Source organism: Aliivibrio sp. SR45-2 (assembly GCF_963890165.1).
In the GTDB taxonomy this organism is placed as follows: domain Bacteria; phylum Pseudomonadota; class Gammaproteobacteria; order Enterobacterales; family Vibrionaceae; genus Aliivibrio; species Aliivibrio salmonicida.
In genome coordinates this window covers 1-22494 of the sequence record NZ_CAWPRC010000178.1, presented here as the reverse complement: position 1 = coordinate 22494, position 22494 = coordinate 1, and the positions used below count along the sequence as shown (strand labels likewise).

The window sequence follows — 22494 nt, the reverse complement described above, 5'->3', positions numbered from 1 at the left end:
AATGAATATCAATGTGGTACATATACCATGCATTCTTTAGAAGAAGCGAAAGCGATTGCTACCGCTATTTTAGCCGCAGGTATTCAAGTAAATAAAAATGATGACTTGGCTCTTCCCGAGTCAATGCTTAAAGAACTATCTGTAGATTAATTTCATTTCGAATTTAAAAAGCCCGCATTAGAAATCTAATACGGGCTTTTTTGTGCTTGTATATAAGCTAATTATTATCGCTACTAGGGAATACTTTAACCAAATTAATTTTGTTCTCTTCTACTGCGATAATTTCCATTTGATGATGTTCTATATTTACTTTGATTTGAGTGCCCGGAATTTCTTCTAGGTGTTCGAGTATCAGCCCATTTAATGTTCTTGGACCATCTGTTGGTAAATTCCATTTCAGGCCTTTATTAATATCTCGAATATTAGCGCTGCCTTCAATCATGAAACTGCCGTCAGGTTGAGGAGTGATCTCTTCGGTTAAACTTGGTGCCATTGACGTAGTAAACTCACCAACAATTTCTTCTAGTATGTCTTCTAAAGTAATCAAACCTTGAATATCGCCGTATTCATCTACGATTAGTCCAATACGCTCTTTATTACGTTGAAATTTTAATAGTTGAATATTTAAAGGTGTTGCTTCGGGAATGAAATAAATTTCATCAGCTGCCCTTAATAATGTTTCTTTTGTAAATTCATTTTTTTCAAGCATTAAGCGGTAGGATTCGCGTAAACGAAGCATTCCCACAACTTCATCAATTTGATCACGATAAAGAACGATACGACCGTGTGGCGAGTGAGCCAGTTGGCGTGAAATGGATTTCCAATCGTCATTAATATCAATGCCTGTAATTTCGCTGCGAGGCACCATGATGTCATTAACAGTGACATGTTCTAAATCTAAAATAGAAATAAGCATATCTTGGTGGCGGCGTGGGATAAGTCCTCCAGCCTCATGAACAACCGTTCGTAATTCTTCTGAACTAAGGTTGTCTTTGTGAGAGTGGTTTGTACCAAGGCCAAGAAGTTTTAGAAAGCCATTAGTAATCAGGTTTACTAGGATGACTAATGGAGATAAAACTTTCATTAGAATATTGAGTAGGATACTGCTGCTGTAAGCCACTCGCTCAGGATACATTGCTGCAAGTGTTTTTGGTGTTACTTCGGCAAAGACAAGAATGACGAGAGTCAGAACACCGGTAGCAATTGCAACACCGTAATCCCCGTATAAGCGCATACCTAAAATAGTCGCGATAGCAGAAGCGAGAATATTAACGAGGTTGTTGCCTATTAGAATTAAACCAATAAGTCGGTCTGGGCGACTTAGTAATTTCTCAACACGCTGTGCACCCTTATGGCCTTGATTGGATAAGTGTTTTAAGCGATATCGATTTAAAGACATCATGCCGGTTTCAGAGCTTGAAAAATAACCAGATGCAATAATAAGTACAGCTAAAATCGTAAATAGGGCGCCGGTTGATATGTCATCCAAGTGACTTGATCCTCAGTGAAAAATACAATGTAAAGGTTATTTATCAATATCAGTGCTTGATATGTCAAATTTGATCTTGAAAAGTGAGCTAGAAGTCTTGTTTACGTTAAGATAACTTCTTGCACAAATCGACTACCAAAATAAGCAAGAGTGAGAAGAAATGCACCCGTTAAGCTAAACCATAATGCTTTTTGTCCCCTCCATCCTCTTTGATAATGCCCCCATGTTAATACGGCATAAACAATCCAAGCAATAAAGGATAATACGGCTTTATGAGTTTTACCTTGAGCGAGCATATCTTGTATGAATGTGAGTCCGGTCAATAAAGTAAGAGTTAGTAGAAATAAACCAACGAGGATGATCTTGAAAAGTTGACGTTCCACCATCATTAAAGGGGGGAGATTAGGATTTAGCGTGAGTGATTTTTTACTGCGAAGTTTATGATCAAGCCAAGCCAGCTGAAGTGCATATAAAGTGGCGATCATTAAGGTTGAATAAGCAAATAAAGCTAATGATATGTGTATCAATAAGCTGGGGTGCGTTTCTAAATGGGTAATAAAAGCACCAGAGAGAAAGGTTGCAGCAAGTAAATTAATGGCTGAAAAACTATAAACAACAGGCAGAATAAACCATACTCTAAATTTCAGCATTGAAACACTCATCGTGAGTGAAATAATAAAGCTAATTAGAGAGGCTACATTTAAAATACTTAAATTCTGACCTGAGGTATTTAAAATGAGCTCTTTTAATTGCCACGCATGCACAAGTAATGCAAGCGACGCACATATAAATACAGCATTGGTTTTTATTTTATTTTGACTAGCTAAGCCAGGAATAACAAAACCTAATGCTAAAAAGTAAAAAAGCGCAGCACTGATTGCTGTAATGGTATCCATAATCACGAGTCATCTAATTTATCAACAGATTGATTATACCCTGTACAGGTCAATCTCGGTAGGTGTGATTCGGTTAGGATAAAAAATTTTAATTATAACCAACAATATTTTGCATACTATTAGGTTATAATTGATCAATGCTCGCAGATTAGGCGCAAGAATATGTTTGATAATTTAACGGATAGACTATCCAAAACCCTGAAAAACATCAGTGGTAAAGGTCGATTAACAGAAGAAAACATTAAAGAAACGCTACGTGAAGTTCGTATGGCTTTGTTAGAAGCAGACGTTGCTTTACCTGTTGTTCGTGATTTTGTTAAGCGAATAAAAGAAAACGCCGTAGGGGTTGAGGTATCAAAAAGCCTAACACCGGGTCAAGAATTCATTAAAATCGTTCAGTCTGAGCTAGAAGCTATAATGGGAGACTCAAATGAGGCTCTAAATTTAGCGTGTCAGCCGCCTGCGGTTATTTTAATGGCAGGTTTACAAGGTGCAGGTAAAACAACCAGTACCGGTAAATTAGCGAAGCTATTAAAAGAAAGAGATAAAAAGAAAGTTTTAGTTGTGTCTGCCGATGTATACCGTCCTGCGGCAATTAAACAGCTAGAAATGTTAGCGTCAGAAGTTGATGTCGATTTCTTCCCATCAAGTGCAGATCAAAAACCTATTGATATTGTTGATGGTGCAATTAGCCACGCTAAGTTAAAGTTTTTTGATGTTGTTATCGTTGATACGGCTGGTCGTCTAGCTGTTGATACTGAAATGATGGAAGAAATTAAGCAGCTTCATGCACATGTAAATCCAATTGAAACGTTATTTGTTGTCGATGCAATGACGGGGCAAGATGCCGCTAATACGGCAAAAGCGTTTGGTGATATTTTACCACTTACGGGTGTTATTCTAACCAAAGTAGACGGTGATGCTCGTGGTGGTGCTGCATTATCTGTTCGTCACATTACGGGCAAGCCAATTAAATTCTTAGGTGTCGGTGAAAAAACGGATGCACTAGAACCTTTCCACCCAGAACGTATTGCTTCTCGTATTTTAGGTATGGGTGATGTTCTTTCTCTAATTGAAGATCTAGAGAAGAACGTAGATAAAGAAAAAGCAGAACGATTAGCGAAAAAGTTCAAAGAGAAGAAAGGTTTTGATCTTGAAGATTTTCGTGAGCAGCTTGGTCAGATGACAAATATGGGTGGCATGATGGGGATGATGGATAAGCTTCCTGGTATGTCTCAGCTACCTGCTAATGTCAAAGATAAAGTGGATGACAAAATGTTCAATCAAATGGAAGCCATTATTAATTCCATGACAATGAAAGAACGCCAGCGTCCTGAACTAATTAAAGGCTCACGTAAAAAACGTATTGCAGCAGGTTCTGGTACTCAAGTACAAGATGTGAATCGCATGCTGAAACAGTTTACTCAAATGCAGAAAATGATGAAAAAAATGCAGAAAGGTGGCATGAAAGGCATGATGCGTAATATGCAAGGCATGATGGGCGGAATGGGCGGTGGTATGGGTGGCTTTGGCCGCTAATATTCAATTGCACATTGTCAAAGTGTATTAATCAGATAACAAGGTGCGACAAGTGAATTTTTTAATAAATTTTACCTAGCGCACCTTTTTTACCCCATTTTTTCACTAATTACAGAAATAATTGGTGATAAAATAGCTAAATCCCTTGCATTGAAACCTCATAAGAGTAAAATTCCGGGGCTTTATTTTGGCACGAGGGCTCAATAAAATTCTTTTTTTTTGAGCCAATTTAATTTTTGTACGAAGCAAATAGAGGACGATATGGTTACCATTCGTTTGGCACGTCACGGCGCGAAGAAGCGTCCATTTTATCAAATCGTAGTAGCGGACAGCCGTTTTAAATCAACTGGTCGTTACATTGAGAAAGTAGGTTTCTTTAACCCTACAGCACAAGGTCAAGAAGAAGGTCTTCGTTTAGATCTTGACCGCGTTAACCATTGGGTTGGTTTAGGCGCTGGTCTTTCTGATCGTGTAGCTAAGCTAGTTAAAGACGCTAACAAAGCGGCTTAATTTAGTTGGTTAAAGGTAAAGATTTTATGAGTAAGCAAGACGAAGTAATTGTTGTAGGTAAGTTCGGTGCTTCCTATGGCATTCGTGGATGGTTGAAAGTAGTTTCTTTTACTGATCAACCTGAAAGCATTTTCGACTACAAACCTTTACTTATTAAAGTAAAAGATGAGTGGGTCGAGTTTTCAGTCGAAAGCTGGAAACGTCATAAAGGTTTGGTGTGCAAACTGGAAGGATTAGAAGTTAGAGAAGAAGCTCAAGCTTATACTAACCTGGAAATTGCAGTTAAAGCAGATGCACTACCTGAGCTGTCAGAAGATGAATTCTACTGGCGTGAATTGTTTGGTATGGAAGTGGTTACAAGCCAAGGTTACGGCCTAGGTATTGTTGACGACATCTTTGAAACCGGATCAAACGATGTTCTTGTAGTCAAAGCAAACCTGAAAGATGCTTTTGGTAAAAAGGAACGTTTGATTCCTTTTATTGATGAGCAAGTGATCAAAGTAATTGATCGTGAGGCTCAACGGATCGAAGTTGACTGGGATCCTGGGTTCTAAACCCTAGGTAAAGCGAGGGCACATGTGGGTTGGGGTTATAAGCCTATTTCCTGAAATGTTCCGTTCGGTTACCGATTTTGGGGTAACTAGCCAAGCAATTAAAAAAGGTCTTTTATCTATAGAGACATGGAATCCTAGAGATTTCACTCAAGATAAACATCGCACTGTTGATGACCGACCTTATGGTGGTGGTCCTGGTATGTTAATGATGGTACAGCCTTTGCGCGATGCCATTACTGCAGCCAGAGAAGCCGCTCCAGGCAAAACGAAAGTGATTTACCTTTCACCTCAAGGCAGAACGCTGAATCAAGCTGGTGTTGAGGAATTGGCAACAAACGAGAACTTAGTTCTTATCTGTGGCCGATACGAAGGCGTAGATGAGCGCATAATACAATCTGAAGTTGACGAAGAATGGTCAATTGGCGATTTTGTGCTTACAGGCGGGGAACTCCCTGCTATGACGTTGATTGATTCTGTCTCTCGGTTTGTTCCGGGTGTACTTGGAGATTTTGCGTCCGCTGAAGAAGATTCTTTTGCAGACGGTTTGTTAGATTGTCCGCACTATACAAGGCCTGAGGTCTTAGATGGTAAGGAAGTGCCTAGTGTACTTAAATCTGGAAATCATAAAGATATCGCTCGTTGGCGAATGAAACAATCGTTAGGCCGTACTTGGCTAAGAAGACCAGAGCTCCTGGGAAATCTAGCTCTGACTGACGAACAGGAATTATTACTGGCTGAATTTGTTCGTGAAGAACATCAGCAAAGTAAGTAATTAAGAAATTTAGTATCAGTTTATTCTAGGATATACAAAAATGAGCAACATCATTAAAGCAATTGAAGATGCGCAACTAAAGCAAGATCTACCTAAGTTCTCTCCAGGTGATACTGTTATAGTTCAAGTTAAAGTTAAAGAAGGTGAGCGTGAGCGTCTACAGGCATTCGAAGGCGTTGTAATCGCTATTCGTAACCGTGGTCTTCACTCTGCGTTTACTGTACGTAAAATTTCTAACGGTGAAGGTGTTGAGCGTACGTTCCAAACTCACTCTCCAATCGTTAACAGCATCGAAGTTAAACGTCGCGGTGCAGTACGTCGTGCCAAGTTGTACTACCTGCGTGAGCGTTCTGGTAAATCAGCTCGTATCAAAGAGAAGCTGGCTAAAAAGTAACGCACACGAGAACGTTTATCAAATGTGCTATGAAGGTGTGCTGTTATCAGCGCACCTTTTTTTACGCCTAAATATTATTGTAAACATAAGTTTACGATAATATTTTTTTGTATTTTATACGTTACGTAGGTTGATTTATCGCTTATACCTGTTAGATTATTTCTATTCGTCTTAAAAGACTATTTAATGGACATAAAAGTTTACAGGTGTAGGAATGAAAAAGAGTGAATTAAGTAATATTAATATTATTGATGAGCAAGTGCTTATTACCCCTCAAGAATTAAAGAATAAAATCCCTTTGAGTGAAAGTGCGCGTCATTTTATTCAACAATCTCGTCAGACGATCTCAAATATCATTCATAAAAAAGATCACCGTTTACTTATTGTTTGTGGACCTTGTTCTATTCATGATATTGATGCAGCCAAAGAATACGCGAAACGTTTGAAAGCTATTTCAGAAGAGCTTAGTGACCAATTGTTTATCGTTATGCGTGTTTATTTTGAAAAGCCAAGAACGACGGTAGGCTGGAAAGGGTTAATAAACGATCCGCATCTAGATGGTTCATTTGACATCGAAGGTGGTTTGCACACTGCACGACAGCTACTAGTGGATTTATCTGAAATTGGGATCCCACTTGCGACTGAAGCCCTTGATCCAATTAGCCCGCAATATATTGGTGATACATTTAGTTGGGCTGCTATTGGTGCTAGAACCACGGAATCACAAACTCACCGCGAAATGGCGAGTGGCTTATCTGTTCCTGTTGGTTTTAAAAATGGAACTGATGGAAGCTTATCAACATCGATTAATGCAATGCAGGCAGCCGCTTCTGGTCACCGTTTTATGGGAATAAATAGCGAGGGGCAAGTTGCGTTATTAACGACGCAGGGCAACCCAAATGGGCACGTGATCTTACGTGGCGGCAAACAAACAAATTACGATTCAGTTTCTGTTGCTGAATGTGAAGATGAATTGTCTAAATCCAATCTTGATGCTGCATTAATGATTGATTGTAGTCATGCCAATTCACGTAAAGATTACCGTCGCCAACCATTAGTTGCGGAGGACGCTATCCATCAAATCCGAGAAGGAAATAAATCGATTATAGGGTTAATGATTGAGAGTCACTTAAATGAAGGAAATCAACCGTCTGATATTCCATTAGCGGAGATGAAGTACGGAGTTTCAATCACTGATGCGTGTATCAATTGGGCATCAACTGAGGCACTATTACGTCATACTCATGAAGAATTAATTCCTGTATTGGAAGATCGTTTAAAAGGATAGAACGAGATGGCGGTAGAACTGAGTCATTTACGCGATAAGATTGATGCGGTTGATAAACAAATGTTAGATCTTCTTGCTCAACGTTTACAATTAGTTGAACAAGTTGGTGAAGTAAAAAGTGCATATGGTTTGCCTATTTATGATCCAAGTCGAGAGGCAGCAATGTTGGCTTCAAGACGCGAAGAAGCTGAGAGAAAAGGCGTTCCGCCATCTCTTATTGAAGACATTCTTCGTCGTACAATGCGAGAATCTTACAGCAGTGAAAATGACTCAGGTTTTAAATGTTTAAGACCAGAACTTAGACCGATTGTTATTGTTGGAGGTAAAGGCCAACTTGGTGGTTTATTCGCAAAAATGTTTAAACTATCTGGTTATGATGTGCGAATTCTTGGCAGTCAAGATTGGGATAACGCTGACGTTATTTTAGAAGGTGTGGGAATGGTTGTTGTTACTGTTCCTATTAATCTAACGATTGATGTGATCGGTAAACTTTCAATGCTACCTGATGATTGTATTCTGTGTGATCTAACGTCAATAAAGCAAAAGCCGCTTGAAGCGATGATGAAAGTGCATAAGGGCCCGGTTGTTGGCTTACATCCAATGTTCGGTCCAGATGTCCCTAGCCTCGCTAAACAGGTTATTGTAATGTGTGATGGGCGTGGTAAAGATGCTTATTCTTGGCTAAAAGATCAGTTTGAAATTTGGGGGGCTATTGTTCGTGATATTTCTGCAAGTGAACACGATAAAGGCATGACTCTCATTCAAGCACTGCGTCACTTTACTTCTTTTGCTTATGGTCAGCATCTATCTAAAGAAAACCCTGATATTGAACAATTACTTAATCTAAGTTCACCTATTTATCGTTTAGAGTTACTGATGGTTGGACGATTGTTTGCTCAAGATCCAAATTTGTACGCGGATATTATTCTTTCTTCTGAAGAGAACATTGAAATGATAAAGCGTTTCCATCAGCGTTTTGGTGATGCAATTTCATTATTAGAAAATCATAATCGTGTTGGATTTATTGAAAGCTTTGAAGAAGTTGAAACGTGGTTTGGTGATTACGCGGAGCAGTTTTTAGCTGAAAGTAAAGGCTTACTTCGACAGGCAAATGATTCGATACATCGAGAAAGAAACTAGTTTAGTAAAAAAAGGTGAGTATCTACTCACCTTTTTTAGCAGAATATATTATTGGGTAAGTTGTTGATTATTTTTTTGTTCCGCTTTTACCGTATTAATCGCTTCAACTTGTTCTATTGTCGGTTTTTGAGTGAGCTTTAATTGCAGTTTAACCACATTACTAATGACATTTACTAAAGGTGTCCATTTCACGCTACGTTCTTTTTCGAACAAACTATCAAACTTCTCAGGCGTCCAATCAATGAATGATCTAGGATTCAATACTCTGCCTAGAAAACGAACTTCATAGTGTAAGTGAGGGCCGGTCGAATTTCCTGAATTACCACAAGTTGCAATCAAGTCTCCTTTTTTTACAAATTGTCCTGATCGTACTTTAAATTTTTGCAGGTGAGCGTACATGGTCATAAAGCCAAAAGAATGCTGAACTTTTAATAAATTACCATAACCTTTGTTACTTCCACGCGCGAGTTCTATTACACCATCGGCTGGGGCGTATATTTCTGTTCCTCGTTTACACGTTAGATCTAGACCTAAATGACGTTGTCGTTTTCCTGAAATAGGGTTAGTTCTTCGTCCAAAACTGGATGATTCACGTGTATAGTTAAGAGGGGTATCATTAGGAATAAGGCGAAACATTGTCGCTCTTACTGCTGAGTCTATCGCGGCAACATCTAATCGTTGCTCAAGTGTTTTTTCTGCTAATAAAGAGTCATCTTCAGATAACTCTTGTAATCCAAGAACTGATTCGACATCTTCAATACGCTGGCTTATTACTAAAAGCTCATCTTCTTTAGCTTCTAGTTGCTGAGTTAACTCGTGATTATTGCTGTTATTGTCAATAATTAGCTTATTTAGGCCCTTATTTTGCTCTTGCAAGTGGGTGATAGCTAGTTTGGATAATTGTTGTTGTTGGTAGAAATAATGAAGACCAAAACAAGTAAACACAAAAGAGCTTATCCCTAATAACAAAGATAAAATCACCATGTTTTTCCGTTTAGGAGAAAGAGCGAAAAAACGCGTACCTTTGTTATGAGAGACTGAAATTCGGATTTTATCAGGCATAAAGTAATAATTGTCTTTTGGGTTAGTTTGGTTCGGTTAGCTCTGATAATTGGCGCAATAATAGTTCATCATTACCCACATTAAGTTCGATCAGGCGTTTAAGGTGGCTAATACTATCAATATCTATGTGGCTAATACAGAGTCTTAGCATATTATTTGTTTTTTGAATGATTTCACATTCTGCAATTATATGTATATCACTGTCATTAAGGGTGAAGTGTACGATTACTTGGTTATTTAGCTCAATTTCGCAGTGGTCACTCAATTGGATTAATAAGCCATGGAGGGATAAATCAATAAGAGACCCTTTCCATTGCTGAATTTCTTGTATTAACGTGATACTTGATTGGTATACAACTCGTGAAAATTTACGTCGTTCAATCATCATTTTTCCTTCTTTGGTCGTATCTTATTTAAGTATGATATTTGTTTGTTTTTTAATTTATTAAAAAGGCCGCAAGAATGCGGCCCTGATGATAAATATCAATAAGACTATAATTACTTAGTCATACGTTTATATTTAATGCGGTGAGGTTCAGCCGCTTGAGCACCTAACGTTTTCTTCAACCACTCGCTGTATTCAGTGTAGTTACCTTCAAAGAAGCTAACTTGGCCTTCATCGCGGTAATCAAGAATATGAGTAGCAATACGGTCCAAGAACCAACGGTCATGTGAGATAACCATTGCACAGCCTGGGAACTCAAGAAGTGCTTCTTCTAATGCTCGTAATGTTTCAACATCCAAGTCATTGGTTGGCTCATCGAGTAATAGTACGTTGCCGCCGGTTTTTAGCAGTTTTGCTAAATGAACACGGTTACGCTCACCACCAGAAAGATCACCAATGATTTTTTGTTGATCATTTCCACGGAAGTTAAAGCGAGAACAGTATGCTCGTGCTGGAATTTCATAATTATTGATCTTGATGATCTCTGCACCTTCAGAGATTTCTTGGAAAACCGTTTTTGTATTGTCCATGCTGTCACGGAACTGATCAACAGAAGCAAGCTTAACTGTCTCGCCCAATACAATAGAACCTGAATCAGCTTCTTCTGCACCACTTAGCATTTTAAATAGTGTTGATTTACCTGCACCATTGGCGCCGATAATACCGACGATAGCGCCTTTAGGCATACTGAATGACAAGTTATCAATTAATACACGATCCCCAAACGATTTCGTTAGGTTAGTCACTTCAAGAACTTTATCACCTAAGCGTTCACCTGGTGGGATAAACAGTTCGTTGGTTTCATTACGTTTTTGATGGTCTGTATTTTGAAGTTCTTCAAAGCGAGCCATACGAGCTTTTGATTTAGCTTGGCGGCCTTTAGGGTTTTGACGAACCCATTCAAGCTCTTTTTCTATCGTTTTTTGACGAGCGTTTTCTTTCGATGATTCTTGTTTTAGACGTTCATCTTTTTGCTCTAGCCAAGACGTATAGTTACCTTCCCATGGGATACCTTCGCCACGGTCAAGCTCTAAGATCCAACCTGCAGCGTTATCTAAGAAATAACGGTCATGGGTAATGGCCACAACAGTACCTGAGTACTCAACAAGGAAATGCTCAAGCCAAGCAACAGATTCAGCATCAAGGTGGTTGGTTGGTTCATCAAGAAGAAGCATGTCTGGTTTTTCAAGCAATAGACGACAAATCGCAACACGACGACGTTCACCACCTGATAAAAACTCTATCTTTGCATCCCATTCAGGAAGGCGTAGTGCATTCGCTGCACGCTCTAAAGCATTTTCAAGATTATGCCCATCTTTTGCTTGAATTAGAGCTTCAAGTTCACCTTGTTCTTTTGCTAGGGCATCAAAATCAGCATCTTCTTCTGCGTAAGCTGCATACACGGCATCTAATCGAGTGAGTGCACCTGCTACATCAGATACGGCTTCTTCAACAATTTCACGAACTGTTTTTGATTCATCTAAAACAGGTTCTTGTGGTAGATAGCCAATTTTCAATCCACTTTGTGGACGAGCTTCACCATCAATGTCGGTATCAAGACCAGCCATAATGCGAAGTAGTGTTGATTTACCTGACCCATTTAGGCCAAGAACACCGATTTTTGCACCAGGGAAGAAGCTAAGAGAAATGTCTTTCAGGATTTGTCTTTTTGGAGGAACAATTTTGCTCACTCGTGACATTGTATATACGTATTCGGCCATAATCACTTATTAGAGTAGGTTAATGAAAATATTATTTTACTATTTATGATACATAGTTTAACACTCATTCTTGTCGTTACTAGGGTAATATAAGTAAACTAAAAGAAGAATTAGAGAGTTATTTACTCTGTCTTATATCAGTATGCTGATGCAAAAGGTTGGAAGTTAGGTGTTTAAAAAATCAATGAAATATAGCGGACACAAATTAGGGATGATGGCGGCGTTATGTATTGGTATGAGTGTGCATACTGCTGAAGCGTTATCAATTGATGAATCACGAGTTCAATATCAAGAAGCAAAAGATTTACTCACTGAAAAAAAATTCGATGAATATAAGAAAGTTAGAGCTTCACTGGATGATTATCCACTCGCTCCTTATTTAGACTATCGTGAGCTGAGAATGGATTTACAGGCTAAAACTCCCGATGACATTCGACTGTTTAGACACGCTCATCAAACACTCGCCATTGGTAATTCATTAGATTATCAATACTTAGTTATTCTTGGTCTTAATGAGCGTTGGGCGGATTTTGTTGATTATTTCCCACAAGAACCGAGCAGCACAAATTTACAATGCTATTACTACCAAGCAAAAAATAAGTTGGGCGATAAAAAAACAGCGTGGAAAGGCGCTGAAAAATTGTGGTTAACGGGCAGTTCGGTTACTTATGAATGTGATGATTTATTTAGTGCTTGGAGTGACGCAGGAAAACTGACGGATGAACTGATTATTGATCGTATGTTGTTAGTATATAAAGCTCGAAATAATAATTTGTTTTCTTATTTAGAAAAAATGTTGTCTTCAGAGGAAGCAAAAATACAGGCAAAGCATATTGTTGAGTTATTTAATGAACCTGATTCGTTAAATGAGTACTCTGCAAAAAATGAAGCCACTGAATTTACTAAGCAACTAACGCTTATTTCTATAGAAAGAGAAGCAAGAAAAAATCCTAAAAAAGCGATTGAAATGTTGCCTGAATTAGTGAAAAAGCAACAATTCAGTTCAGATGAACATATTGCGATAAAGAAACGAATAGTCAGTAGTATCATGTCTACAGATTCGGCTTCTTTAGCTGCTTGGCGTGATACTGAGTTAGAAACAAATCCAGAAGATTCATTTGTAGAGCGACGAATTAGGGTTGCAATAAGAGCCGCTGATTGGAATGACGTTAGTAAATGGATCGGTTATTTAACACCAAGTGCAAAAAAATCGTTACGTTGGCAGTTTTGGATTGCTCGCATAGAAAGCGAAGAGGGAAAACAATCAGCCGCTGATGCTCGCCTCAAAAAGCTACTTGGTCAGCGTAATTTTTATAGTGTTGCGGCTGCGAATATTTTAGGTGAACCGATTCAATATTCTATGGATAAAGCATCGAAGAATACTAAAGCCGTCGCCGAAAAGTATAAAAATGAATTAAATCGAATTAAAGAACTTATTGCGATTGATGAAATCTCAACAGCCAAAAGTGAGTGGGAATATTTATTAGTCCGCTCTTCTAAAAAAGAAGTAAAGGAGTTAGCAAGCTATGCTGCTCAGCACCGTTGGCATCACTTTACAGTGCTTGCAACCATTAAAGGGAAGATGTGGGGTTACTTAAGTTTACGATTCCCTATTGCCCATCAGTGGTGGTTTGGGCATTACAGTAAAGAGTTGGGTTTAGATAAAATAACGCTTATGTCTTTGTCTCGCCAAGAAAGTGCGTTATACGCAGAAGCTCAATCTCCGGTTGGGGCGCGAGGATTAATGCAAATTATGCCAGCGACGGCAAAATATACAGCAAAGAAAATTGATTATGATAAATATGAAGGTGTGAGTAGCCTTAATAATGTGGATGTGAATATACACATTGGTTCTAATTATCTAAAAGGATTGTTAGATGATTATGATGGAAATCGAATTTTTGCTTTAGCGGGATATAATGCAGGGCCTCACCGAGTTAAGCGTTGGAGAGCGGTATCTAATGAGAAATTAGATGCTTATGCCTTTATTGAAGCGATTCCTTTTAAAGAAACAAGAGGTTATGTACAAAATATTTTAATGTTTGAAACGTATTACCGTAGCTTACTTGGGGAGAAAGGCCCTTTCTTATCTGATAAAGAGCTTAATTTAGAGTATTAATTTTTTTAGATTAATTATAGAGTAGGGGACTTTAGAGTCCCCTTTCTTTTATCATTATATTGAGGATTGTATGTCTGGTTCAGCCAAATATTCAGATTGGTCGCAAGTTATGGCATTGATAGCAAATGCAGCAGAGCAAAATAAACATCAATCTTTATTAACGATGCTGATGACACCTGATGAGCGTGAAGCATTAATGGCTCGCGTTAACATATGTCATGAACTCTTGCAGGGTGATTTAAGTCAAAGGCAAATAAGCCAGCTACTTGGTGTCGGGGTTGCAACGATTACACGAGGTTCAAATGAATTAAAAAGCCATACTGATGATGAAAAAGCATGGCTAATGGAAGTTCTTGAAGTGAGTGCTAAAAGCGATCAGGGTGCAAGAAAGGAATAAGTGCGAGAATTAACGCTTGCTGATAAACAGAACTTCTAGTCAATAGATTGTTTGTTAGCAAGCCAATAGCGCCACCTTTTTGCTTTATATTATCAGTATTGAATTGTTCATCCATTACATCTCCAAGTTCCTTACCTGCATTTACCGCAGCAATTACGGCTGGGGGGAGTGGTAAACTAGAAGAACGTGATTCTCCTATCTTTTTACCATTATCTACAATTATCCATGCAAACGTGGATGACTCTTCTATACCGGCTTCAAGCCCTACATAATATCTATTATTAGGATGTTGTTGCTTAGCATTATTGATTCGATTGATTGCCCCTTGTTTGGTTTCAGTGCAGCTCATCGGTTGATCTGGAACATTACTGCTGACGGATACGCCTTCAAAAGAGAAAGTGGTATCAGGAAAAACTAAAGTAAATGCCGCTTTTACTGCATTTATTTTTGCAGGGTTCAAAGAGGCAATAATCACATTCATTTTCTGCATCCAATTATTAAGTTAAAGGGATAGTTGTCGGAGTTACATTCTCTATTGGATAGCAACCAAGAACTTTTAAATATTGTGTAATTGACGTTAGTTCTTCAATGGCTGAATTCATTGCATCTGATTTTAAATGGGCCTCTAAATCAATATAAAACATTTCTTCCCACGGATTCCCCATGATAGGACGAGACTCTAATTTCGTCATATTAATACCGTATTTTCTTAGAACAAGTAAAGATTCAACAAGTGAGCCTGCATCTTGTGAAGTAGACATAATTAATGTCGTTTTCGCTGGTATTTGTTCCGAAACATCAACCGGTTTTCTTGCCACAACAATGAATCGAGTTTGATTTTCGGTTTGATTTGAGATGTTAGTAATGAGTTGTTGTAAGCCATATAATTTACCACTGTCGGAGTTTCCGATAGCAGCAACCGTCGGTGAATTAATATCTTTGACCATAATCATGGCATCAGCAGTGCTTGAGCAAGAAATGAGTTCTACGTTATCTAAACGATTTAGAAACTCACTACATTGCTGATGTGGCTGAGGGTGTGAGTAGAGTGTTGTTATTTGCTCTAACGACGTTTCAGAAGTCGTTAGCAAGCAATGGTCTATTTTTTGAGTTAACTCACCAACGATGTATAAACTGGTATGTTGCAGTAGGTCATAGACCTCGTTAATTGAGCCTGAGCTCGTATTCTCAATTGGTAATACTCCGTAATCAGCGTGGCCTGATTCAACGGTCTTAATGACTTCCCTAAAATTTTCACAACCTAATTCAGCTAATTCAGTATTTTTCTTACTAAAATAACGACGACTAGCTAGATTTGAATAAGATCCTTTAGAACCAAGATAGGCAACTCTGGCTATCGGCTTTCGACTTAATTCTGGATTGGCTAAATTTTGGAAGTATTCTTGTTGCAGTAAAACGGAATCTTCAATTATGGTATGAAAAATTTGAGTTATATAATGCGCATCTAAATCGAATGCTTTGCCATTTTTAATTAATTTTACCAATAATTGCTGTTCGCGTTTTGAATCACGCACAGGCTTTGAAGTTTGAACTTTGCTTTTTGCTACTTTTAGACTGAGTTTACGACGTTCAGAAAATAGCTTTAATAATTCATTATCAAGATCATTAAGGCGTAAACGTATATCGTCAAGGGAATAGTGAGTGTCAGTCATGGATAAGCAAACCTAGTAAATTAAGAGTTAATTCACAATAAAGGAAGAGGTAAGTTTGCGTCAAGAAAAAACAGCGCTCAAATGAGCGCTGTTTCAGAAAACGTGGAGTTGACTATTGTTCGTATTCGTCTTCTAGTTCAACTTCTGGCTCTTCTACTACAGGAGCTTGAGCATGAGTCGCTCGACGAGCTTCGCCTTTGTGTTGTAGCTTATCTAGTTGGCGTTCTAGTTTTTGGTACATCTCTCTAATTGTACCAAATAGGTCTTCTTGCTCAGCTGAGGCTGCAACTTTACCACCTGCAATTGTTACGTATGCTTCTACCTTGTGCTTACCATTTGAGCGTTTTGTTACGCTAGCATGACGTCCAATAATATCGAGATGTCTTTTTTCTTCTAATTTTTTAAATTTCCCTTCAATACGTTCACGGATGCCAGGAGTGATGTCGATGTTGTTGCCTGTAATTTCTACTTTCATATGATTTTCCTCTCGTTGCCCCGTTTGGCATGTATCCAGATTACGGATCCTCAGTAAAATTAAAGTGATCTAGATCACCTTTTTGAAGTGTTTTGTCTGGAAGGTAAATGAATGTGATCTCAGGCAAGGCCTTAGGATTTTTTTTGAAAAAAAACTTGATGAATTGAGCAAAGTAGGTAGATTGGAAAGGTTGGTTACTAGAAATATTTGTTTTTAGGGGACGAATTCAACTGATTGTTTTCTTTGGTTAATTTTTAATCTAGCCTTCTTTGTTAGCGAGAACAGACAGAACACTATTCTTTTGATATAAAAAAGCAGCGCTTTGTTTGAGCGCTGCTTTTTTGTTTTTATCGTATTGCTTATTGTGGGTTTAATGCGATTAATTCTTCAGTACGTTGGATTGCATCATCCAGCTTTAGCTCTTTATATGCAGAAAGCATAATCGTTAATGATTTTCTTGCCGCTTCAGTGTCTGGGTAGGTTCTTTGTAATTCTTGACTACGATTAATTGCTGAAATCCATGCTTCTCTACGTAAATAAAAGTCTGCCGTAGCTAATTCGTAATCGGCTAAACGATTTTTTAACGCAAACATACGAGTTTGAGCATCTTCTGCGTATAAACTATCAGGGTAACGCTCAAGTAAGCGTTTAAAATCTTTAAAGGCTGAACGTGCTGGTTCTGGATCTCGATCTGAACGATTAACTCTAAATAGATCGTGCATAAAGCTTCTATCCTGAGCCATGTGAGTTAATCCTCTCATGTATAGCACCCAGTCCGCTTTGGGGTTTGTTGGGTTTAATCGATTAAATCGTTCAATGGTGGCTAAACCTAGAGCTAAGTCATCATTTTTGTAATATACGTAAATAAGATCAAGCTGAACCTGCTCTGAGTAGGCACCAAAAGGGTAGCGAGAATCCAATGCTTCAAGGCGTTCAACCGCACTTGTCCAATTACCGGCCTGTAACGATATTTGAGCCTGAGAATATAATTCTGATGGTGGGATATCAGGGATAACATCATCACTGCTTGAGCAACCAACCAGCAAAGATACGGCTAATAATGACGAAAGTGTTAAGCGTTTCATGCTTGAAAATGATCCTTGAATAAAAAAACTTAAGTTATCCATTACGAAAAGTGCCGTTAACAGATACAATGGTAGATAGTTTATTTCACTTATAGTGTTGATGATACCAAATATGATGTATTTGTTTGGTATTAGTACCACTAATTTAAAAAAAAGTTCGGTATGGCACAACAAATAGAATTAACAAGTACAGTAAAAGACAGTCAATTGGGTCAACGCTTGGATCAGGCGGCGGCTGAATTATTTTCTGATTTCTCTCGTTCACGTATCAAAGAATGGGTACTTGCGGGTAGCATTTCTGTTAACGGCGAAGTGATCACGAAAGCTCGTGTAAAAATGATGGGCGGTGAAGAAATCGTAGTAAAAGCGGAATTAGAAGATGAAGAGCGTTGGTTAGCTCAAGATATCCCGCTTGAAATCGTATATGAAGATGATGACATATTAGTAATTAATAAGCCTCGTGATCTTGTTGTACATCCAGGTGCTGGTACGCCTGATGGCACAATACTGAATGCATTGTTGTTTCATTACCCAAGCATTGCAGAAGTACCTCGCGCAGGTATCGTGCACCGTCTAGATAAAGATACTACAGGTTTAATGGTAGTAGCTAAAACAGTACCCGCTCAAACACGTTTAGTGCGTGCGCTTCAAAAGCGTAAGATTACTCGTGAGTATGAAGCGATAGTATTAGGTCGTATGACGGCTGGCGGAATGATTGAAAAGCCAATCGGACGTCACCCACAAAAACGTACGCTAATGGCGGTACATGAATTAGGTAAAGATGCAGTAACGCATTACCGTGTTGCAGAGCATTTCCGTATTCATACTCGTCTACGCCTACGTCTTGAAACCGGTCGTACTCACCAAATTCGTGTGCATATGTCTTTCCTTCAGCATCCATTAGTTGGTGATACCGCTTATGGTGGCCGTGCTCGTATCCCTAAAGGTGCGTCACAAGAATTGATTGATATGATCCGTGGCTTTAACCGTCAAGCTCTGCATGCGGCGATGTTACGTTTTGATCACCCAATTACAGGTGAAGTCATGGAATTCCATGCGCCAATTCCTGACGATATTATTGCTCTAGCTCAAGCATTACGCGACGATGAGCGTTTATTGCATGAAGAAGAGTATTAATGTCAATACTATCACCAAAGTGGTCAGCCCCTAAAAATATTAACGTAGTTAGTACTACTCGTGTTGGTGGTGTATCTAAAGCACCATTTACGAGTTTTAATTTAGGTGATCATGTTGGTGATAACAGTAATGATGTTGTGCTAAATCGTGAAAAACTGATTACGTTGGCGCAGTTACCCACTGCGCCAACGTGGTTAAGCCAGATACATTCAACAATGGTTATTACCCTTCCTATTTCTTCTGAAGAGATAAATCCTCCCTTGGTTGATGCCTCATATACGAATCAACCAAATCAAGTATGTTGTGTAATGACAGCTGATTGCTTGCCTGTTGTTATTTGTAATAGAGAAGGCACCGAAGTTGCTGCAGCTCATGCTGGATGGCGTGGTCTTCTTGATGGTATTTTAGAAAATACAGTGAAGCATTTTTCTTCCAATGATCTTATTGCGTGGTGCGGACCAGCGATTGGACCTACTGCATTTGAAGTTGGTGATGAAGTTAAACAACTGTTCTGTGAGAAAGATCCTCAAGCTATAAACGCTTTTACTCCAAGCCATAACTCAAATAAATGGTTCGCGAATTTAAATTTACTGGCAACTCAGCGTTTACAGAGTGTTGGTGTTCAAGATATTTACTATTCAAACCTTTGTACCTATTCAAATACAGATCAATTTTTCTCTTATAGAAAAGAAGGCTCGACAGGTCGTCAAGCTACCTTAATTTGGTTCGAATAATCCCTTTTATTTCCACTCCCATCAGTTGATTTCTAAAACAATAAACCCCATTTAATAAGTAATAGTTACTTGCTTTTCTCTTTAGGAGAGGGTTATGCGTTTAGACCGATTTACCAGTAAATTCCAAATCGCCATTTCAGATGCTCAATCATTAGCATTAGGTCAAGATCATCAATATATTGAGCCGACTCATTTAATGGTGGCTTTACTAAATCAAAACGGTAGCACGATAAGACCATTATTGACGTTACTTAATGTTGATGTTACCCAATTACGCTCAAAATTAACGGAAATTTTAGATAAAGCCCCAAAAGTAATTGGTATCGGTGGTGATGTTCAACTTTCATCAAATATGGGGGTTATTTTTAATTTGTGTGACAAAATTGCACAAAAAAGAAAAGACACTTATATCTCTTCTGAAATATTCATGCTTGCCGCGATTGAAGACAAAGGCCCATTAGGTCATTTATTAAAAGAGTCAGGTCTTACCGAAGCTAAAATTTCAAAATCTATTGATGAGATCCGTGGTGGTGAGAAAGTAAATGATCCTAATGCTGAAGAAAAACGTCAAGCATTAGAGAAGTTTACTATCGATTTAACTGAGCAAGCTGAGCAAGGTAAATTAGATCCTGTTATTGGGCGAGATGATGAAATTCGACGAACAATTCAAGTGCTACAACGAAGAACTAAGAATAACCCTGTAATTATAGGTCAACCCGGTGTAGGTAAAACGGCGATTGTTGAAGGATTAGCTCAACGAATTATTAATGGCGAAGTACCCGAAGGGTTAAAGCATAAAAGAGTTCTTTCGTTAGATATTGGGTCTTTAATTGCAGGAGCTAAATTTCGAGGTGAATTCGAAGAGCGTTTAAAAGCCGTATTAAATGAATTAGCAAAAGAAGAAGGTAATATTATTCTTTTTATAGATGAAGTTCATACGATGGTTGGTGCTGGTAAAGGTGAAGGGTCGATGGATGCCGGGAATATGCTAAAGCCGGCGTTAGCTCGAGGAGACTTACATTGTGTTGGAGCGACAACGTTAGATGAATATCGCCAATATATAGAAAAAGATCCAGCGTTAGAACGACGCTTTCAAAAAGTTATTGTTGATGAGCCAACGGTAGAAGATACGATCGCTATATTACGTGGCTTGAAAGAACGCTATGAGATACATCATCATGTCGAAATTACCGATCCAGCAATAGTTGCTGCTGCGACATTATCACATCGATACATTTCAGATAGACAGTTACCAGATAAAGCGATTGATTTAATCGATGAAGCGGCATCTAGTATTCGTATGGAAATCGATTCTAAACCAGAATCATTAGATAAACTTGAACGTAAGATCATTCAATTAAAAATAGAACAACAAGCTTTAGTTAAAGAAAGTGATGATGCGAGTTTAAAGCGTTTAGACTCTTTAAATTTAGAATTAAGAGAAAAAGAAAGAGATTACTCTGAATTAGAAGAAATTTGGAAAGCTGAAAAAGCAGCACTTTCTGGAACTCAACATATAAAAACAGAGTTGGACATCGCAAGAAGTAATATGGATATCGCTCGTAGAGCCGGTGATTTGAATCGTATGTCTGAATTACAATATGGCCGAATTCCTGAATTAGAAAAACAATTGGATTTAGCTGCCCAAGCTGAAATGCAAGAAATGAGTTTGCTTAAGAATAAGGTAACAGATGCTGAAATAGCTGAAGTTCTTTCCCGTCAAACTGGAATACCAGTTAATAAAATGTTGGAAGGAGAAAGAGATAAGCTATTAAAGATGGAAGCTATGTTGCACCATCGAGTTATCGGTCAAGATGAAGCGGTTGAAGCGGTATCAAATGCGATTCGTCGTAGTCGAGCTGGTTTATCGGATCCTAATCGTCCTATTGGATCTTTTTTATTCTTGGGTCCTACGGGGGTGGGAAAAACCGAATTATGTAAATCATTAGCAAATTTTATGTTTGATAGTGAAGACGCAATGGTCCGAATTGATATGTCGGAGTTTATGGAGAAGCATTCTGTTGCTCGATTAGTTGGCGCACCTCCTGGCTATGTAGGTTATGAAGAGGGGGGGTATTTAACTGAAGCCGTAAGGCGTAAGCCATATTCAGTTTTACTTTTAGATGAAGTTGAAAAGGCTCATCCAGATGTATTTAATATATTATTACAAGTATTAGATGATGGGCGTTTAACTGATGGTCAAGGACGTACTGTCGATTTTAAAAATACAGTAATAATTATGACATCAAATTTAGGTTCAGAAAAAATACAACAGCATTTTGGTGAACTCGATTATGGCGGTATAAAAGAACTTGTCATGGATGTAGTTGGTCAACATTTTAGACCTGAATTTTTAAATAGAGTTGATGAAGCGGTTGTTTTCCATCCATTGGGACAGGAGAACATTAAAAGTATTGCCAAAATACAATTGCAACGTTTAGAAAAACGACTGAATGAAAAAGATTATCAGTTAAAAGTGAGTAATGAAGCGTTAGCGTTAATATCTGAAGCTGGTTTTGATCCTGTATATGGTGCAAGACCATTAAAAAGAGCGATTCAAACTTATATTGAAAACCCGCTAGCACAAGATATTTTAAGCGGTAAGTTAAGGACAGGGGAAGAAATAAAACTAAAAGTAAGAAATGGTCAGCTGATTGCTACTCAAAATGATGATTTTTGATAGTAAAATAATCACTTCGATGTAAAGTTGAGCACTTAACCTTTTTTGCTATAAAAAGAGTTGCATGATAGCAAAGACTCTCTATAATTCGCCCTCACTGACACGGAGTACAAGACATTTCTTATTCATACGTACAGTGAGGTTATTTTGGATTTTTTGTTTAAATAAGTGCTTGACACTTAAACTTAAATGGCTATTATAACCCTCCTCTTAACGATAAAGCCTCAAGGCTTTAAAAGTATAAGAGATGCTCTTTAATAATTTAACCAAATCAATCTGTGTGGGCACTTGTGAGTTGATAATCACTAGTTTGCTTTTACTTTTCGAAGTGAATTCAAACAAAAATAATCAATGAACTGAGTGACTACACAAAATTACTTTTAT

The 22494-nt window shown here is 38.2% G+C and carries 21 protein-coding genes and 1 pseudogene; 13 read left to right on the top strand and 9 right to left on the bottom strand.

The features are described from left to right. Positions 1-150 (top strand): annotated as a pseudogene (locus AACV33_RS16695) (S-ribosylhomocysteine lyase); the annotation flags it as partial. 67 nt (positions 151-217) lie between these two features. Here AACV33_RS16695 and AACV33_RS16690 read toward each other — a convergent pair. Then, positions 218-1489 carry an HlyC/CorC family transporter gene (locus AACV33_RS16690; protein ID WP_182700432.1) on the bottom strand — a complete coding sequence of 424 codons (1272 nt, stop codon included), beginning with the start codon at positions 1487-1489 and terminating at the stop codon, positions 218-220. Positions 1490-1590: 101 nt separating this feature from the next. Then, positions 1591-2385, bottom strand: coding sequence for a cytochrome C assembly family protein (locus AACV33_RS16685; protein ID WP_182700431.1), 795 nt, complete (start codon positions 2383-2385; stop codon positions 1591-1593). A 162-nt stretch (positions 2386-2547) separates the two neighbouring features. Between AACV33_RS16685 and ffh the strand changes: the two genes are divergently transcribed. From ffh to tyrA, 7 genes are all read left to right on the top strand, one after another. Beyond that, entirely contained in the window at positions 2548-3924 is a 1377-nt protein-coding gene (ffh, locus tag AACV33_RS16680) for a signal recognition particle protein (RefSeq protein ID WP_017020674.1), read from the top strand. A 261-nt stretch (positions 3925-4185) separates the two neighbouring features. After that, positions 4186-4434 carry a 30S ribosomal protein S16 gene (gene rpsP, locus AACV33_RS16675; protein WP_026025303.1) on the top strand — a complete coding sequence of 83 codons (249 nt, stop codon included), beginning with the start codon at positions 4186-4188 and terminating at the stop codon, positions 4432-4434. Between the two features lie 26 nt (positions 4435-4460). Then, positions 4461-4988: a ribosome maturation factor RimM gene (rimM, locus tag AACV33_RS16670; RefSeq protein WP_012549457.1), complete on the top strand. Its 528-nt coding sequence runs from the start codon at positions 4461-4463 to the stop codon at positions 4986-4988. A 22-nt stretch (positions 4989-5010) separates the two neighbouring features. Beyond that, complete coding sequence (trmD, locus tag AACV33_RS16665) at positions 5011-5760, top strand: tRNA (guanosine(37)-N1)-methyltransferase TrmD (RefSeq protein ID WP_012549458.1); 750 nt, start codon at positions 5011-5013, stop codon at positions 5758-5760. A 40-nt stretch (positions 5761-5800) separates the two neighbouring features. Next, positions 5801-6154: a 50S ribosomal protein L19 gene (gene rplS, locus AACV33_RS16660; RefSeq protein WP_012549459.1), complete on the top strand. Its 354-nt coding sequence runs from the start codon at positions 5801-5803 to the stop codon at positions 6152-6154. 214 nt (positions 6155-6368) lie between these two features. Next, a complete protein-coding gene (locus AACV33_RS16655) occupies positions 6369-7442 on the top strand; it encodes a 3-deoxy-7-phosphoheptulonate synthase (protein ID WP_065610070.1) in 1074 nt (357 codons plus the stop codon). 6 nt (positions 7443-7448) lie between these two features. Next, positions 7449-8582, top strand: a complete 1134-nt coding sequence (gene tyrA, locus AACV33_RS16650; RefSeq protein ID WP_017020672.1) for a bifunctional chorismate mutase/prephenate dehydrogenase — start codon at positions 7449-7451, stop codon at positions 8580-8582. Between the two features lie 48 nt (positions 8583-8630). Here the strand turns inward: tyrA and AACV33_RS16645 are convergent, their stop codons facing one another. The 3 genes from AACV33_RS16645 to ettA all read right to left on the bottom strand — a co-directional run bounded on the left by AACV33_RS16645 (position 8631) and on the right by ettA (position 11810). Continuing rightward, a complete protein-coding gene (locus tag AACV33_RS16645) occupies positions 8631-9644 on the bottom strand; it encodes a M23 family metallopeptidase (RefSeq protein ID WP_017020671.1) in 1014 nt (337 codons plus the stop codon). A gap of 22 nt (positions 9645-9666) precedes the next feature. Then, positions 9667-10029 (bottom strand): PilZ domain-containing protein, encoded by a 363-nt coding sequence (locus AACV33_RS16640; protein WP_026025302.1) that lies wholly within the window; start codon positions 10027-10029, stop codon positions 9667-9669. A gap of 113 nt (positions 10030-10142) precedes the next feature. Continuing rightward, positions 10143-11810, bottom strand: a complete 1668-nt coding sequence (gene ettA, locus AACV33_RS16635; RefSeq protein ID WP_017020669.1) for an energy-dependent translational throttle protein EttA — start codon at positions 11808-11810, stop codon at positions 10143-10145. Between the two features lie 184 nt (positions 11811-11994). Between ettA and sltY the strand changes: the two genes are divergently transcribed. Both sltY and trpR read left to right on the top strand, forming a co-directional pair. After that, positions 11995-13929, top strand: a complete 1935-nt coding sequence (sltY, locus tag AACV33_RS16630; RefSeq protein ID WP_182700430.1) for a murein transglycosylase — start codon at positions 11995-11997, stop codon at positions 13927-13929. A 70-nt stretch (positions 13930-13999) separates the two neighbouring features. Beyond that, a complete protein-coding gene (gene trpR, locus AACV33_RS16625; RefSeq protein WP_012549465.1) occupies positions 14000-14326 on the top strand; it encodes a trp operon repressor in 327 nt (108 codons plus the stop codon). Here trpR and yjjX read toward each other — a convergent pair. From yjjX to bamD, 4 genes are all read right to left on the bottom strand, one after another. Beyond that, positions 14295-14807 (bottom strand): inosine/xanthosine triphosphatase, encoded by a 513-nt coding sequence (gene yjjX, locus AACV33_RS16620; RefSeq protein ID WP_139078746.1) that lies wholly within the window; start codon positions 14805-14807, stop codon positions 14295-14297. The genes trpR and yjjX overlap by 32 nt on opposite strands. A gap of 16 nt (positions 14808-14823) precedes the next feature. Then, a complete protein-coding gene (pheA, locus tag AACV33_RS16615; protein WP_017020666.1) occupies positions 14824-15999 on the bottom strand; it encodes a prephenate dehydratase in 1176 nt (391 codons plus the stop codon). 112 nt (positions 16000-16111) lie between these two features. Further along, a complete protein-coding gene (gene hpf, locus AACV33_RS16610) occupies positions 16112-16474 on the bottom strand; it encodes a ribosome hibernation-promoting factor, HPF/YfiA family (protein WP_017020665.1) in 363 nt (120 codons plus the stop codon). A 359-nt stretch (positions 16475-16833) separates the two neighbouring features. Then, positions 16834-17559 carry an outer membrane protein assembly factor BamD gene (bamD, locus tag AACV33_RS16605; RefSeq protein WP_026025300.1) on the bottom strand — a complete coding sequence of 242 codons (726 nt, stop codon included), beginning with the start codon at positions 17557-17559 and terminating at the stop codon, positions 16834-16836. 162 nt (positions 17560-17721) lie between these two features. Between bamD and rluD the strand changes: the two genes are divergently transcribed. From rluD to clpB, 3 genes are all read left to right on the top strand, one after another. After that, positions 17722-18696, top strand: a complete 975-nt coding sequence (gene rluD / locus AACV33_RS16600; protein WP_012549470.1) for a 23S rRNA pseudouridine(1911/1915/1917) synthase RluD — start codon at positions 17722-17724, stop codon at positions 18694-18696. Continuing rightward, positions 18696-19430 carry a peptidoglycan editing factor PgeF gene (gene pgeF, locus AACV33_RS16595; protein WP_017020664.1) on the top strand — a complete coding sequence of 245 codons (735 nt, stop codon included), beginning with the start codon at positions 18696-18698 and terminating at the stop codon, positions 19428-19430. The genes rluD and pgeF overlap by 1 nt, the downstream gene beginning before the upstream one ends. A 94-nt stretch (positions 19431-19524) precedes the next feature. Next, the gene (gene clpB / locus AACV33_RS16590) at positions 19525-22110 is read left to right on the top strand and encodes an ATP-dependent chaperone ClpB (protein WP_017020663.1); all 2586 of its coding nucleotides are present in this window, start codon (positions 19525-19527) and stop codon (positions 22108-22110) included. Positions 22111-22494 lie beyond the last annotated feature (384 nt).